This is a genomic window from Nonomuraea ceibae (assembly GCF_019396325.1).
Classification (GTDB): domain Bacteria; phylum Actinomycetota; class Actinomycetes; order Streptosporangiales; family Streptosporangiaceae; genus Nonomuraea; species Nonomuraea ceibae.
The window spans coordinates 92,288-107,142 of the sequence record NZ_JAHKRO010000012.1 but is presented as its reverse complement, the minus strand read 5'-3'; the positions used below and the strand labels follow the sequence as shown (position 1 = coordinate 107,142).

Here is a 14,855-nt window from a genome sequence, read left to right as displayed (position 1 = left end):
CGCGCCTCCGGTCGCCCCATGCCGGTCAGCACCCTCCCGGTCGCACCCTTTGGTCGGTACACCCCGGTCGCACCCTGCCGGTCGGCGCTCCCCAGTCGGCGCTCCCCAGGCAGCACCCTGTCGGTGGACACCCCCTGGCCTGCGCAGCCGGGTCGACACCAACCCCGTGCTCACCGTCCGCAGCCACCGCCCAGCGCCCGCCACCTCGCGCTCGCCACCGCAGCCCCAGCGGCAGCGCCAGCGCCAGGGTCACTGCAGCCGCAGAACGCAGCCACCATCCTCAGCGCCAGCAGCCGTTCACCCCAGCGCCACGGCCGAACCGCCGAGCCTCGGCCACGACCCGGCCCGCACCACACTCAGGCTGGCCGACTCTCTCACCCGTACGCCCGCTGGCCGTCAGGCCGACGTCTCTCCCGGTAGGCGGGGGCGTGGGGGCGCGGCCGGGATGCAGACGCGGTTCCGGCCCAATTCCTTGGCGCGGTAGAGGGCGAGGTCGGCGGCGGCCAGCAGGTCTATGAGGTCGTCACCGTGCACGTTCATGAGCGCCACCCCCACTGAGATGGTCACCGTGATGAGGGCTTCGTCCACCGGAACGGACATGCGGCCGATACGGGTGCGGAGGCGTTCGGCGACCTGCCGGGCCTCCAACAGGTCGGCACGCGGCAGCAGGACGACGAACTCCTCGCCGCCGAAACGCCCCACCACGTCGTAATCGCGCAGTTGGCTGCGCAGCATGCCCGCCACACCGATCAGCACCTGGTCGCCGACCAGGTGCCCATGAGCGTCGTTGACCCGTTTGAAGTGGTCGATGTCGACGATGAGCAGCGCCAGCGTCTCACCCGTGCGCCGGGCCCGGACGATCTCGGTGTCGGCCTCCCGCTGCCAGGCGGCGGCGTTGAGCAGCCCCGTCTTCGGGTCGGTACGCGCGGCCGCCTGGAGCTGGGCGTGCAACAGGCTGCGTTGGAGCAGGACGACAGGCGGCAGCGCCAGCACAAGCAGGGCGAGGTTGAGCGCGCACGCGATGGCGACGATGACGCCGAGGCACAGCTCCACGACGTCGAGCAGCGCGCTCTCCCGATCCCACAACACCTCACGCCAGCGTGAGTCGGGATTGGCGGTGTGCGCGGCCACGGCCACCAGCCCGGTGTTGAGCAGCGCGAACACGAGCGCCGCCGCCACCGCCAGCATGATCGCGCTCCCGCTCCCCTGGGCCAGCAGCAGCGGATCGGGCACGAGCCGGTGGTACGTCAGGGACGCGGCGCCTCCGGCCAGCCCGATCGCCGCCGAGCTCAGCACCCGCCGGTGCAGCACGGTCGCCCGAACCCGGAACTGGAGCAACGCCTGCAAAACGATCGGCGCCAGCAGCGCGTAGAGCGGCGGCAGCAGCAGCGCTACCGGCAGCCACCAGGCCGACAGCAGGTCACGCGAGACTCCGGCCGGCATGCCGAGCCGCCGGGTCGCCTCGATGCAGACCGCCCCGCAGCTCATCAGCGCGGCGAACGTCAGCACGTCGGGCCAGCGAATCGCGGTGGAGGCGGCGAAGAATACGATCGCCGCGAGGTCGAGCAGGACGATGGCGCTGACGTAGGCGACGAGCAGCCGCCCCTGGCCCAGCAGCGGCCATCGGCCGACCAGACTCGACACACCGCCGCGAGGCTTCGTCGAGGTGTGACTGGTCGCCGCCATCTCGTCTCCTCCCTGACTAACGATGTGTAACACAATAATTGCGGAGTGTGCGATGTGCGAAGGGAAACGATACGTTGGGCGGAGCGACCACATACGTGATGTGGTTAGTTACGGGACATTGCTCAATCCGCGAGCAACCGTTCGGAAAGGAGCACTCATCGTGCGGGGCGTAACCTGGACCTGATAGATGCCCTGGCCAGCTTTCGGGCAGCACCCATCGGCCGCTCCCCCGGTGCCTGAGCACCGTCGGCCGATCCCCCCTCCGCCCGACCACCCCTTTCAGGCCCAGCACCGCTCAGCCCCGCACGCCGCCCCACCCAGCCTCGTCCATGTCGGTCACTGATCACGTACGGCCAATGGGCTGTCAGAACTGGCGCCGCGTACGATCCGCCGAGCTCCGCAACAGACGCCGACCCCGGCCGACAGGTGAGCGTGACCCTGTACGTGACGGCCACCATCACGTACGCGACGGCCACCAACCCGTCACCATCACGGACATGACCGCCACCGGCGGATCTCGATCATGGACGTGACCGCCACCGGCCCGTCTCGATCATAAGTATGACGGCCACCAGCCCATCTCGATCACGGACGTGACGGCCACAGCGCGTTCCCATCCCGGACGTGACAGCCACCGACCCGTTCCCATCCCGGACATGGCGGCGTCGTCCCGCGTCGGCCTCAGCGTGTGGGCCCACGCCGAACCCCTCGCACGCCGTACCGACTTCACCTCCCTTACGCCGTGCGCGAGTTCCCCGAGAGCTGGGCAGCAACGAGGGAACGGGCAACTGGAAGGCGCGACGGCCCAGCCCAGCGAAGCGCCGAGCCGTCGCCCTCGACGCCCAGGCGGAAACCCGAAGCCCGGGCCGGGGTCAGGCTGCGGCGCGCTCCTCAACCGGCCACTCGGCGTCCTCGCTCTCGGTCTCGTTGTCGTCCGCGCCGAGGATGCGCACGGTGGCGCCCTCCGGTGGCTGGAAGTCGGCGGCCGGGTCGGGGATCGAGTCCAAAGCGCCCCGGCGGGAGCCCGTGCGGGTGGCGCCCATCGCCCAGTCCTGGATCTCCTCGTCGAGCCGCTCGCGGACCTCGGGGCTCACCGACGACGCGGCGCCGCCCCGCTCCGGCTTGACGAAGGTGCCGGTGCCCCAGCGCAGGTCGTGACCCACGGCGCTGGCCTCCACCTCCGGCATGAACCGGCGATCCCCCTCGGGCCCGAACTCCCGGATGCGCAGTTTGCCGGAGACCACCACGGGCTGCCCGACGCGGACCGAACGCGCGACGTTGTCGGCCAGCGTCCGCCAGCAGCGGATCGCGAAGCAGACCCTCTCCCCGTCCATCCACTGGCCCGTCTTCCGGTCGAAGTAGCGGTGAGAGGTGAGCACCCGCAGCGAGGTCACCTTGACGCCGTCGTCGAAGGTGTGCTGCCTGGGCTCTGCCGCGACGTTGCCGGTTAGCGTGATGTAGATGTCGTTCATTCCGTGCCTCCCATGCAGCGGGCCGGACGCCCGCGACCTGGGAACACAGTGCCGCGCCGGGAACCTCCGGCAGGCGGGCGAACCGCGTTCTGTGGATGACGCCGCCGGAGCGCGACCCGCCCTGTGGACGACCGGCACAGCCGGGCGACGCAGCCGGGCGACGCAGCCGGGCGACGCAGCCGGGCGACGCAGCCGGGCGACGCAGGCGGGCGACGCAGGCGGGCGACGCAGGCGAACGCGCAGAGGGGCGGCGCGGGTGACCGCCCTGGACGAGCGAGCACGGGCGGGCGACCGTACAGACGAGGGGCCACGGACAGGCGAGTCCGGAGCGGCGAGCACACGGCGGAACGAGCCGGGCCGAGCGGCCGGGGCCGCGTTGTCCGCGCGGAGTGGGCGTCAGCCTGCCAGGCCGCGCATCGCCTGGTAGAACGCGTGATGCCGGCCCAGCTCGCGCTCCACCGGCTCGACCACCGCCTTCTCGGCGATCGCCGCCACCCGACGGCGCATCTCCCGCTCCAGCCGCTCCCGCTCACGGGACGCGCCGAGCTCCACGAAGTTGCGTGACGCGATGCCGGACAAAATGCCCAGCCCCAGCACCGAGGCCATCATCAGCGCCACCCACGGCAGCGCCGACGTGTCGCCCAGCAGTTGCAGCGACGCCGGCAGCCGCCCGGGCAGCAGCAGCCCGAACCCGAGCCACACCAGCCCGACGCCGAACGCCGCCACCAGGGCGTACTGCCACACCTTGAGCGCCCGCCACCATCCCGGCACCCTGTCGAGCCGGGGCGCGACCTGGGTGAGGTCCTCGGTGAGCGTGCGCGGCAGCATGCCGAGCTGCGAGCGGGCCGCCCGGTGCACGGCGCTGCGCCACACCGGGTGCATCCCGACCGTCAGGCCGTCGGCCAGCGCCTGCACGGCGTTGGCCACCTCGGCCGACTGCGCGCTGACCGAGCCCGTGGTGATGCCGCGGATCTCGTCGCCCACATCCTGCAGCCGCAGGCGCTTGACCGGGTCGGGGCGGAAGCGGTCCAGCCAGCGCGGGTACGGCCAGCCGACCCAGCGGCCGGAGCGTTCGGCGTACACGTTCTCCATGGCCTCGCCCACGGCGGGAACGCCGACGGCGTCGCAGAGCGCGTCGGTGAGGCCCATGCGGCGGGCCTCGTCGACGGACGCTGGCACGTTCAGGGCCTCGCCCACCGGCATGCTGCGAGTGAGCCGCTGCTCCAGCCGGTGCAGGTCGGCCTCCAGCTTCTGGATGGCGGCCCGGCGGCGGGACACGGCCCCGGCGATGACGCTCTTGAGGCTCTCGATGCCGCGCCCGCTGACCGCCGAGGTGGGCACCACGCTCGGATGCTCGACGCCCTCGCGGCGGAGCAGGTCGTTGAGGTCGATGACCAGCTCGGCCAGCTCCTCGGCGGACAGCCGGTCGGCCTGGTTGAGCGCGAACACGGTGACCGCGTCGTGCCCGGCCAGCTCGGTGACGTAGCGGCGGTGGGTGGAGGCGTCGGCGTACTTCTGCGGGTCGAGGACCCACACCACCAGGTCGGCCAGGCCGATGAGCCGGTCGGCCTCGGTGTCGGTGAGCGCCCGGATCGAGTCGTGGTCGGGCAGGTCGAGCAGGATCAGGCCGTGCAGCTGGCTCTCGCCCTTGTCGAGCGCGCTCGCCCTGGCGAACCGGTGCCGCCACTCGATCTGCAGCCAGTCGAGCAGCGGCGCCGCCCCCTCCAGCCCCCACACGCAGGCGTGGGTGTGGGCGGTGGTGGGCCGGCGCACGCCGGTGGGCGACAGCTCCAGCCCGGACACGGCGTTGAACAGCGACGACTTGCCGCTGCCGGTGCCGCCCGCGAGGGCGACCACGGTGTGCTCCGACGACAGCTTGAGCCGGTCGCCGGCCCGCAGCAGCAGGTTCTGGGCCTCGGACACCAGCTTGTCGTCCAGCCGGCCGGGGCCGAGCTCGACGACCTTGGTGAGGGCGGACAGCCGCGGCGCGAGCCCTGGTCTGGTCGTGACGGTGGTCATCGTGCGACCTCGAGGTTGTACGTCGCCTGGTAGAGGTGGGTGGCGGCGGACTCGTCGGGGATCCCCGCCGAGTCGAGCGCCTGCACGTAACGCATGGACTCCTCGTCGAACAGCATGCCGATCCTGGCTCTCAGATCGCTGAGCGCCTTGGCGCCGATGCCGCGCAGCGACTCGGCCCCGAGCAGCGCCTTGACCAGCCGGTGCGGCACCCCTTCGGTGCGTCCGCCGCTGAACATCGCCACCATGAAGATCAGCGACAGCGAGTCGGCGTCGAACGACACCAGCTTGGACACCGACCGCTTGGCCACGCCCTCGGTGCGGACCAGCTCGATCACATGCTCCTGCCAGGACGCGACGGCCCGGCCCGCATGCCGTACGAGCTCGTCGGACGGCCGCTCCAGCCCCTCGGCCAGCGTGGCGCCCACCTCGGCGCGGTGCCGCCAGCGGCCCGCGACCTCCTCGGCCGCGCGGGCGGCCGCGGCGACGATCACCGACTCCAGCCCCGCCTTCAGCGCCCCACGGAACGCGGTGATCCGCTCCGGCGCCTGCGAGGAACGGGGGCGCTTACGCAACTGGAGCGAGCGCATCAGGTCGCCCGAGCCGGCGAAGTCCTGCCAGCGGGCCAGCACCTCACCCTGAATGATCATGCCGCTGCGGAACGCCTTGTCGATCTCCGTCAGGGCGCTCATGTAGGCCGCCTCGACGTCGCCGCGCAGCTCGCTGCGGAACGCCACCTGCAGCTCAAGCTGCTTGGCCAGCGCCGGAACCCGGGTGCGGAAGCTGTCGAGCACCCCGTTGAGCGTCTTGCGCACGGCCTGCGCGCGGCGCTTGTCATCGACGGACAGCTCGGCGAGCCAGAGCCGCAGATCGGTCATCTCGCTGTCGGGCAGCCTGCCGTCGGTGACCGCCGACTCCTCGATGACGAACCGGTCGATCTCCCCCAGGCCGTATTCGGTGAGCATCCGGACGAAATGCTTGAGCACCACCTCGCGCGCCCTCGGCTGCACCCTGGACAGCACGATCGCCAGCCGGGCGCCGCGCTCCTTGGCCAGGCGCAGCAGGTTCCACGCGGGGGCGTCGGCGTAGCGGGCGGCGGTGGTGACGAAGATCCACAGGTCGGCGGCGTCGAGCATGCGGTGCGCGATCTCGTGGTGCTCCTCGACCACCGAGTCGATGTCCGGCGTGTCGAGCAGCGCGACGCCCTGCGGCAGCTTCTCCGTGGCGACCACGACGACGCTGCGCATGCCCGCGCCGGGCTCCGGCTTGTCGAGCCGCCGCAGCCCGCCCAGCAGCTCGCCCTCGGTGAACCACTTGCGGTCGTCCGGGTGGCACACGAGGACCGGCACGCCGGTGGTCGGCCGCCGTACCCCGGTGCGGGAGACGTTCTTCTCCGCCAAGGAGTTGACCAGCGTGGACTTGCCCGCGCCGGTCGAGCCCGCGATCACGATCAGCGCCGGCGCCGTCCGGGTGCGCACCCTCGGCAGCACGTAGTCCTCGAGCTGCGCCTGCAGGTCGGCCCGCGCCTGCCGCGCCTCCTCGGCACCCGGCAGGTCGAGCCCGAACCGCAGCCCGGCCACGCTCTCCCGCAGCGCCCCGAGCGCCGCCGTCAGCGCCTCGACGGTCTCGGGCGGCAGGTCCTCTTCGGCTTCACCGGGTACGTCCTCCGCCCCGGCGTCATCGTCAGCCGTGGCGGAAGCGGTCTCGTCCTCGTCGGAGGCGTCCTCGGCGACGTCGGAAGCGCCGTCACCGTCGTCGGCGTCGGCGTCGGCGTCGGCGGCCCCGGCGAGGTCACCGGCCACGTCCGCCTCATCCGACGGGGCATCGTCCTCATCGGACGGGGCCTCGTCGGACGGCGCGTCGTCGGTCGAGGTTTCGTCGGACGGCGCGTCGTCAAGCGGGGTTTCGTCGGAAGGGACGGCGTCGGGGGCAGCGTCGCTCTCGTCGTCGCCCCACAGCCACGCGCTGTCGGCGTCCTCGTCGGAGTCGTCCTCTTCGGCGAGGGCAGCCGTGGCGTCCTCAGGGGCGTGGTCGCTCTCAGCGGGAGCGTCCGCGCTGTCGGGAAGGTCCTCGTCGTCGGAGGAGGCGGCGGCGGTCTCCGTGAAGAGATCCTCGTCCCTCTCAGGGGAGGCGGGCGGGGCGGCAGGGGCCGGGCGGGACGGGCGTTCCCATACGGAGGTCGGCGCGGCGGGCGGGCGGCGTACGGGGACGTCCCACACCGACGTGGGCGCCTCGTCCTGGTCGCCTGTGTCGGCCTCCGCCGCAGGTGGAGGGGACGGCCGTGTGGGGCCGGGGGCGTCGGGGACCGCCGGGGCGGTGTCGGACGGGGGCACGTCAGTGATGGCGCGGAAGGTCAGGGTCTGCTCCCCCGGCGACTCCTCGCGCCCGTCATCCATGCGCCCGTCATCCATGGCCGTGTTCACGGCAAGCGCTCCGCTCGAACCATCTCGACCTCCTGGCCGACCTTTACGACGTCGCCGACGACGACGATCGCCGGTGGCCGTATCCCAGCCGCGGACACGCGGTCGGCCACGGTGGAAAGCGAGGCGCTTACCGCCCGCTGGGTCGGAAGGGTACCGTCCTGCACCACCATTACGGGAGTCTCCGGCGGACGTCCGTCTCGCACGAGCGTTTCGGCCACCTTGGCGAGCCGTTCGACGGCCATCATGAGCACCAGGGTGCCACGGGAGCGCGCCAGGCCGGGCCAGTCGACGGTGGATCGGGGGTCGTCCGGGGCGACGTGCACCGATATGACGTGGAACTCCTGGCTCACGCCTCGATGGGTCACCGGGACGCCCGCGGCGGCGGGCACGGCGACGGGGCTGGTGATGCCGGGCACGACCATCACCGGGATGCCGGCCCGGGCGCAGGCGATCATCTCCTCGCCGCCGCGCCCGAACACGAACGGGTCGCCGCCCTTGAGCCTGACCACGAACTTGCCCGCCCTGGCCCGGTCGACGAGCAGCTCGTTGATCGAGTCCTGGGACAGGGAGCGGCCGTAGGGGACCTTGGCGGCGTCGATGAGCTCGACGTCGGGGGCCAGCTCGTCGAGCAGCGCGCGGGGCGCGAGCCGGTCGGCGATCACGACGTCGGCCTGCGCCAGGAGCTGGCGGCCGCGCACGGTGATGAGGCCGGGGTCGCCGGGGCCGCCGCCGACCAGGGCGACGCCGACGGGTTTGGTGCGGTTGCGGCGGGCGTCGACGGTGCCGTCGCGCAGGGCGTCCACGACGGCGTCGCGGATGCCGGCCGCCCGGCGCGGGTCGCCGCCGGCGGTGATGGCCACGCTGACCTCGTCGACCCGGCCGGAGGCGGGGGTCCAGGCGGCGGAGGCGTCCTTGTCGTCGGCGCGCACGCACCAGATCCGCTTGGCCTCGGCCTCGGCGGCCACGGCCGTGTTGGCCGACCGGTCGTCGGTGCAGGCCTGCACGAGCCAGGCGCCGTCGCAGTCGCCCACCTCGTACGGGCGGGCGTGCCAGGTGATGCGGCCGGCGGCGATGAGATCGTCGAGAGCGGGGGTGACGCTCGGCGAGACCACGGTCACCTCCGCACCCGCCGCGAGCAGCGCCGGCACCCGCCGCTGAGCCACGCGCCCGCCGCCCACGACGAGGACCCGGCGGCCGGAAAGCCGCAGGCCGAGGAGGTAGGGACCCATTGTCGGGAATCTCCCGTTCGCGAAGGTTGGTGTGCTAGGACGTAAACCTACCGGGTCTCATCGCGTCATTCGTTTCGCATGGGTCAACGCCCGTCGAGAAGGGGTTGCCGAGGGTCCCAGCGCGGCCCGCCTTCGTCGTCCTTACGGCGTCTGGCCATCGCGGAGAGCGCCTCAAGGATAACCCTGTTCCCGAGGAACGCGGTCACGTCGGCGTGATCGTACGGCGGGGCGACCTCCACCACCTCCATCCCGGCCACGGGCAGCTCGTAACAGATCCGGCGGACGGCGTCGAGCAGCTCCCTGGCGGTCAGCCCGCCCGGCTCGGGGGTGCCGGTGCCGGGCGCGTGCCCGGGGTCGCACACGTCGATGTCGACCGAGAGGAAGATCCGGTCGCACTCGTCGAGCGCGATGCCGAACGCCTCCGTCAGGCACGTCTCCAGGCCGCGCGCCACGATCTCGGTCATCTCGTACGAGCGCATGTTCTGCTCGGCCATCCAGCTCAGGGTCTCCGGATCGGGCCAGTAGCCGCGCAGGCCGATCTGGAGGAACCGGTCACCGCGGATCGCCCCGGACTCGATGAGGCGGCGCATCGGCTGCCCGTGACCGTACAGGTGGCCGAACGAGATGTTGCCCGTGTCGGCGTGCGCGTCGAAGTGGATCATCGAGGTGCGGCCGGGGGCGTGGGCCCGCGCGGTGCCGCGCGCGTCCGGCAGCGCCACCGTGTGGTCGCCGCCCAGCACCAGCGGGATCGCGCCCGAGGACGCCACCCGGTGCACCGCGTCCTCGATCGCGGCCAGCGAGCCCTCCACGTCCCCCGAATAGCACTCCACGTCCCCGGCGTCGAGCACGCGCAGGTCGCGCAGCGCGTCGACGCGCAGGGCCAGGCTCGGGCGGGAGCCGTCGTGCGGCAGGTAGCAGGCCTGGCGCAGCGCCATCGGGCCGAACCTGGCGCCCGGGCGGTTGGAGGTGCCGCCGTCGAACGGCGCTCCGATGATCACCACGTCGGCGTCCGCGTACGTGGCGGGATCGCCGACGTCGCACCGCTCGACGCCGAGGAACGTGATGTCGGGACCGAACATCGGGCCGTATCGGGACACTGGTCACCTCACGTGGTCGTTGCCGTGTCCCCATCATCACACGGGCTTTTCGGTCACTCCCGCCGCGTCGAAGGTCGCCACGTCGTGCATCACCCGTACGGCGGCGCACACCAGCGGGTGGGCCAGCAGCCCGCCGGTGCCCTCGCCCAGGCGGAGCTCCAGGTCCACCAGGGGGCGCAGGCCCAGGTGGTCCAGGGCGGCCGAGTGGCCGGGCTCGGCCGAGCGGTGGCCCGCCACGCAGTGGTCGGTCGCGGCGGGGTCGAGCGCGGCGGCGGCCAGGGCGGCGGCGCCGGCGATCACGCCGTCGAGGATCACCGGAACCCGCAGGGCCGCGCCGCCCAGGATGAACCCGGCGATCGCGGCATGCTCGAACCCGCCGACGGCGGCGAGCACCCGCAACGCCTCGACCGCCTCCATGCCCTCCCCGGGAAGCCGCGCACCCTCCGCGCCTTCCTCTCCAGGAAGCCGCGCACCCGGGGCGGGGATGGCGTTGGCGTGGAGGGCCCGGCGGACGGTGCGGACCTTGAGGGCGTGGGTCTCGTCGGTGATGCCGGTGCCGCGCCCCGTGACGTCGGCCGGGTCGCGGCCGGTGAAGGCGGAGATGAGGGCGGCCGAGGCCGTGGTGTTGGCGATCCCCATGTCGCCGGTGATGAGGCAGCGGGCGCCCTGGGCGACGAGGTCGCGGGCGACGGCGATGCCGGTCTCCAGCGCCTGGACGGCCTGGTCGACGGTCATCGCGGGCCCCTGCGACAGGTCGGCCGTGCCGTACGCGACCTTGCGCCTGACCAGGCGGGGATCGTCCGGGAGGTCGGCGGCGACGCCGACGTCCACGACGGTGACGGTGGCGCCGGCCTGGGCGGCGAAGGCGTTGGCGACGGCGCCGCCGGCCAGGAAGTTGGCCACCATCTGGACCGTGACCTCCTGCGGCCACGGGCTGACGCCCTGGGCGTGGACGCCGTGGTCGGCGGCGAAGATGGCCAGGGCGGCGGGCTCGGGCATGGGCGGCGGGGTGACGCCTGCCGCGCCGGCGAGGCGTACGGCGACGTCCTCCAGGGCGCCGAGCGAGCCGCGGGGCTTGGTGAGGCGGTCCTGGTGGGCGCGGGCGTCGGCGAGGACGGCGGGGTCGGCGGGGCGGATGGCGGCGAGGACCCCGGGCAGGGGCGACTGGCCGGGCTCGGTGTCGGCGGGCACTGCACTACCTCCGGTCACGGGACGAGCTGAAGTGCTTCCTCGTAGCGGTCGATGACGACGTCGGCGAGGGTCTCGCAGTCGCCGATCACCTCGGCGCAGCGGATGTCGAGCTCGGGGTGCCCGGCTCCGTAGGCGAGGGCCTGCGCCCAGACGCGCTCCAGCGTGGCCCCGGCGAACAGCAGGTAGGGCACGACGATGACGCGCTTGGCGCCGAGGCGGCGGCAGCGCTCCAGGCCGCCGGGGACGCCGGGCGGGGTGAGCGACACGAACGCGGTCTCGACGGTCATGAAGTCGTAGGCGTGCGTCTCCCAGAACAGCCGCGACACCCGGTGGACCTCGGCGTTGGCGACGGGGTCGGTGGCGCCTTCGCCGACCAGGACGACGGCGGTCTCGCCGGGCTCGACGTGCGTCTGGAGGCCGTCGGCGGGGGGCGTGTCGACGGCGCGGAGGCGGGGCCGGGCGCCGACGAGCTCCAGCGGGCGCAGCCGGGGGATGTCGGTGGCGGCGTCGTTGAGCCGTTCGGCCAGCAGGGAGAGCACGCGAGGGTCGGGGCCGAGCGGCCTGCCGTAGTCGTACATGAGCGTGGGGTGGCGGCGCTGCTCCTGCTCCAGGGCGGCGGGCAGCTCCTCGCTCAGCCGGTTGAGGCTGAGCGGCATGGCGACGAGCCGGTGGTGGCCGCGGGCGACGAGGGAGGCGACGGACTCGCTGAGGCGGGGCGTGGCACGCTCCAGGTAGCCGCCCGAGACGTCGGCGGCCGTCTGGTCGAGCCGGCAACGGAGCCGGTGGACGAACCGGCCGAACTCCGCGGAGTCGGCGTCGTCGTTCGATCCCTGCCCGATGAGCAGGAGCGGGGGCTTCATGGGAAGGTGCTCCGGTGCGTAGAGGAAGACACGCGAGGATAACCGATGGGCGCCGGTGGGCGACAGGTCACGCTGTGTGCGCGGGTGTCGCGTGCACGACGAAGACGGGGTCGGCGGCGGCCAGACTGTGGGAGCCGTCGGGTTCGAGGGCGATCCTGGCGGCCAGGATCTGGCTGCCTTCGGCGCGGTAGCCCTGCTCGCGCAGCAGGCCGAGCACGGTGGGGACGCGTTCGACGGAGTTGAGCGCGCACACGAGCGAGCGGGGGCGGCGCGCGGCGCAGGCGGCGACCACGTCGGGGCCGCCGCCGCCGACGAACACGGCGTCGGGGTCGGGCAGCGGTTCGAGGGCGGGCGGGGCCTGTCCCCTGGTCAGCGCGACCTTGACGCCGTAGTGGAGGACGTTGGCGCGTAGCCGGTCGCAGGAGGCGGCGTCGCGTTCGACGGCGACGACGGCCGCGCCGAGCCTGGCGCACTCGACGGCGATCTCGCCGCCGCCCGCGCCCACGTCCCAGACGAGGTCGCCGAGCCGGGGGCCGAGCTTGGCCAGCACGTACGCCCTGACCTCCGCGGGCAGCCTGGACTCCAGCGGCAGCGCCCATTCGGCGGGGCCGGGGCGGGCGCCCGCCACCCAGCTCGGCTCCTTGGGCCGGTGCAGCGGGTCGAGGACGAGCACCACGTCGGGGTCCTTCCAGGGGCGCGTGGTGGCCTCGCCCATGCGGCTGTGGGTGACGCGCTCGCCGGGGCCGCCGAGGTCCTCGCAGACGATGAGGGAGCGCGGCGTGGTCGGGGCGAGCTCGCGGGCGACGTCGCCGGGGCCGACGCCGGGCGCGACGACGAGGGCGACCTTGGGGTGCGCGCGGCAGGCGTTGACGACGCGGTTGAGCTGATGCGCCCCGGCGGGGGCGACGACGAGGGCGTCCTCCCAGTTGAGGCCGGCGCGGGCGAAGGCCCGGCTGACGAGGGAGGTGGCGGGCAGCACGTCCGGCTTGAGCCCGTGGCCGCGCAGGGCGCGGACGGCGCCGAAGAAGCCGGGGTCGCCGGCAGCGAGCACGACGGCGGGGCCGGAGCCCTGTTCGAGGTGGAGGTCGAGGGTGTCGAGGAGGGCGTCGTCGGGGGCGGTCACGGCGGTCAGTGTGAGCCTGCCGAGCAGCGCCGCGGGCCCGACGACGAGGGTCGCCTCGCGCAGCCGGTCGACCGCCTGGGCCGACAGTTCGGATCCGTCCCACCCGACCACTGTGATCATGCGCCTCACCGTCCCCTCGTACCCAGAGTGACGGTTCTCCCGGCTTTTCACCACAGGGAGGCGGGGCGCTTCAGGGCAGGTCGGCCGGGATGAGGCTGAACACCACCAGGTCCTGGCCGCCCAGCGCGGCACGTTCGACGCCTTCGCGGACGAACCCGGCCTTCTCCGCGACGCGGAGGGAGGCGGTGTTGGCGGGGGCGGCGCGCAGGCGGAGCCGCTGGAAGCCCCGCTCGGCGAAGAGCCAGCGGGCGACGGCGGCGACGGCCTCGGCGGTGTAGCCGTGGCCGCGGGCCCACGGCGCGGCCATGTAGCCGACCTCGCAGGTCCGGTTGATCCAGTCGACGTCCCTGACGTCCAGGCTGAGCAGGAGCCGGCCGGTCGTCCGGTCCGTCGCCGCCCAGGCGGCGCCGTGGCCGCGCAGCCTCATCCGTTCGGAGGCGGCGACCCACTCGCGGGCGTCGTCCTCGGTGTAGCCGCGCGGGACGCCGGTGCCGGCCTGGGTGAGCGGGTCCGCGCCGGTCGCGGCCAGATCCGGTATGTCCTGCTCGGCGAGCGGCCTGAGCAGGAGGCGTACGGTGCTCAGTTCGGCGCGGGGCAGGGTGTCCGAGGGAAGCCGGGAGTCGCCGCGCAGCAGCCCGAACATGACCAGGTCGTGCGGCCCGTCGTCCTCCAGCACGGCGGCGCGGAGCACGCCTTCCCAGGTGAAGCCCGCTTTCTGGGCGACGCGCAGCGAGGCCAGGTTGTCCAGGTTGGCGGTCAGGTCGATGCGGCGCAGCGCGGTGGTGTCGAACACCCAGCCGGTCAGGCCGCGCAGCGCCTCGGTGGCGTAGCCCCGGCGCCGGTGCAGGGGGTGGACGCCGTAGCCGACCTCGGTGGTGCCCGCGCCCCAGGAGGTCTTGAACAGGCTGATCGCGCCCACGATGCGGCCTTCGGCGTCGGTCATGGCCAGGTGCCTGCCCTGGCCGGAGCGGTGCAGCTCGTGCACGCCGTGGGTGAGCCACTGCCGCACGCCCGACAGGTGGCCGGGGGCGCCGGGCGGCAGGAAGGGGACCCGCGCCTCGACGATCGAGCGGATCCGGCGCTCGTCGTGGGGGCCGAACGACCGGAGCACCAGCCGTTCGGTGGCGATGTCGGCGTCAGCGTCGAACACGCTCGGCAGCGTACACACTGGTGATGTTTGTCCACCAAAGCGGGGGTAGGGGCGCTTTGGGGAGGAGTGACATCTATGGAACGCGGAAGCTCGAAGCACGGTCCTCGCATCGATGAGCATCAGAAGCAGGAGACCGAGGGCCTGGTCCGAGGTGGGGGCACCTCGCACGCCGAGGAGTGGAAGGAGCCCGAGCCCATGCCCGCGCCCGGCGAGGAGGAGTCCGTCCGCAGCTACGCGCCCGGACGCGAGCCGGGAACGGCGGAAGGCATCACCGCCGAAGGGGTGGATGTCCGCAGCGATCTGGCCAAATGGCTCAGTGACACCGATTTCCCGGCGAAGAAGGGCGATCTGCTGCGGCACGCCCGTGAGATGGACGCCCCCGACAAGGTGACGGAGATGCTGCACGCCCTGCCGGAACGCCGCTTCGCCAACATCGCGGAGGTGGCGCGGGCGCTCGGGCTCGGCGTGGAGAAGCGGAGGTGGTGACC

Annotated in this window: 11 protein-coding genes; 1 reads left to right on the top strand and 10 read right to left on the bottom strand. The window is 73.2% G+C overall.

The window, feature by feature from the left end:
- Positions 1-396: 396 nt before the first annotated feature.
- The 10 genes from KME80_RS11295 to KME80_RS11250 all read right to left on the bottom strand — a co-directional run bounded on the left by KME80_RS11295 (position 397) and on the right by KME80_RS11250 (position 14,367).
- Positions 397-1,686 carry a GGDEF domain-containing protein gene (locus KME80_RS11295; protein ID WP_219503935.1) on the bottom strand — a complete coding sequence of 430 codons (1,290 nt, stop codon included), beginning with the start codon at positions 1,684-1,686 and terminating at the stop codon, positions 397-399.
- Positions 1,687-2,558: 872 nt separating this feature from the next.
- Entirely contained in the window at positions 2,559-3,158 is a 600-nt protein-coding gene (locus KME80_RS11290; protein WP_219503930.1) for a single-stranded DNA-binding protein, read from the bottom strand.
- Between the two features lie 396 nt (positions 3,159-3,554).
- Positions 3,555-5,177 carry a GTP-binding protein gene (locus tag KME80_RS11285; protein WP_219503927.1) on the bottom strand — a complete coding sequence of 541 codons (1,623 nt, stop codon included), beginning with the start codon at positions 5,175-5,177 and terminating at the stop codon, positions 3,555-3,557.
- Positions 5,174-7,570: a dynamin family protein gene (locus KME80_RS11280; RefSeq protein WP_219503924.1), complete on the bottom strand. Its 2,397-nt coding sequence runs from the start codon at positions 7,568-7,570 to the stop codon at positions 5,174-5,176. Before KME80_RS11280 ends, KME80_RS11285 begins: the two co-directional genes overlap by 4 nt.
- Before the next feature lie 23 nt (positions 7,571-7,593).
- Positions 7,594-8,826 carry a uroporphyrinogen-III C-methyltransferase gene (gene cobA, locus KME80_RS11275; protein ID WP_219503906.1) on the bottom strand — a complete coding sequence of 411 codons (1,233 nt, stop codon included), beginning with the start codon at positions 8,824-8,826 and terminating at the stop codon, positions 7,594-7,596.
- Positions 8,827-8,909: 83 nt separating this feature from the next.
- Entirely contained in the window at positions 8,910-9,923 is a 1,014-nt protein-coding gene (speB, locus tag KME80_RS11270) for an agmatinase (protein ID WP_308125710.1), read from the bottom strand.
- A 36-nt stretch (positions 9,924-9,959) separates the two neighbouring features.
- On the bottom strand, positions 9,960-11,114 hold the full coding sequence (locus tag KME80_RS11265) for a nicotinate-nucleotide--dimethylbenzimidazole phosphoribosyltransferase (RefSeq protein ID WP_308125709.1): 1,155 nt from the start codon (positions 11,112-11,114) through the stop codon (positions 9,960-9,962).
- Between the two features lie 14 nt (positions 11,115-11,128).
- Positions 11,129-11,974: a sirohydrochlorin chelatase gene (locus KME80_RS11260; RefSeq protein WP_219503903.1), complete on the bottom strand. Its 846-nt coding sequence runs from the start codon at positions 11,972-11,974 to the stop codon at positions 11,129-11,131.
- Positions 11,975-12,041: 67 nt separating this feature from the next.
- Positions 12,042-13,217, bottom strand: coding sequence for a bifunctional cobalt-precorrin-7 (C(5))-methyltransferase/cobalt-precorrin-6B (C(15))-methyltransferase (locus KME80_RS11255; RefSeq protein ID WP_219503901.1), 1,176 nt, complete (start codon positions 13,215-13,217; stop codon positions 12,042-12,044).
- Positions 13,218-13,287: 70 nt separating this feature from the next.
- Positions 13,288-14,367, bottom strand: a complete 1,080-nt coding sequence (locus tag KME80_RS11250; protein ID WP_219503899.1) for a GNAT family N-acetyltransferase — start codon at positions 14,365-14,367, stop codon at positions 13,288-13,290.
- Between the two features lie 75 nt (positions 14,368-14,442).
- On the opposite strand from KME80_RS11250, the gene KME80_RS11245 reads away from it, so the two are divergent.
- Positions 14,443-14,853, top strand: coding sequence for a DUF2795 domain-containing protein (locus KME80_RS11245; RefSeq protein WP_219503895.1), 411 nt, complete (start codon positions 14,443-14,445; stop codon positions 14,851-14,853).
- Positions 14,854-14,855 lie beyond the last annotated feature (2 nt).

Bases quoted from the DNA above. Each gene is read 5' to 3' on its own strand.
- KME80_RS11295 (WP_219503935.1), bottom strand. From the start codon at position 1,686: ATGGCGGCGACCAGTCACACCTCGACGAAGCCTCGCGGCGGTGTGTCG.
- KME80_RS11290 (WP_219503930.1), bottom strand. From the start codon at position 3,158: ATGAACGACATCTACATCACGCTAACCGGCAACGTCGCGGCAGAGCCC.
- KME80_RS11285 (WP_219503927.1), bottom strand. From the start codon at position 5,177: ATGACCACCGTCACGACCAGACCAGGGCTCGCGCCGCGGCTGTCCGCC.
- KME80_RS11280 (WP_219503924.1), bottom strand. From the start codon at position 7,570: ATGGATGACGGGCGCGAGGAGTCGCCGGGGGAGCAGACCCTGACCTTC.
- cobA (WP_219503906.1), bottom strand. From the start codon at position 8,826: ATGGGTCCCTACCTCCTCGGCCTGCGGCTTTCCGGCCGCCGGGTCCTC.
- KME80_RS11260 (WP_219503903.1), bottom strand. From the start codon at position 11,974: ATGAAGCCCCCGCTCCTGCTCATCGGGCAGGGATCGAACGACGACGCC.
- KME80_RS11255 (WP_219503901.1), bottom strand. From the start codon at position 13,217: ATGATCACAGTGGTCGGGTGGGACGGATCCGAACTGTCGGCCCAGGCG.
- KME80_RS11245 (WP_219503895.1), top strand. From the start codon at position 14,443: ATGGAACGCGGAAGCTCGAAGCACGGTCCTCGCATCGATGAGCATCAG.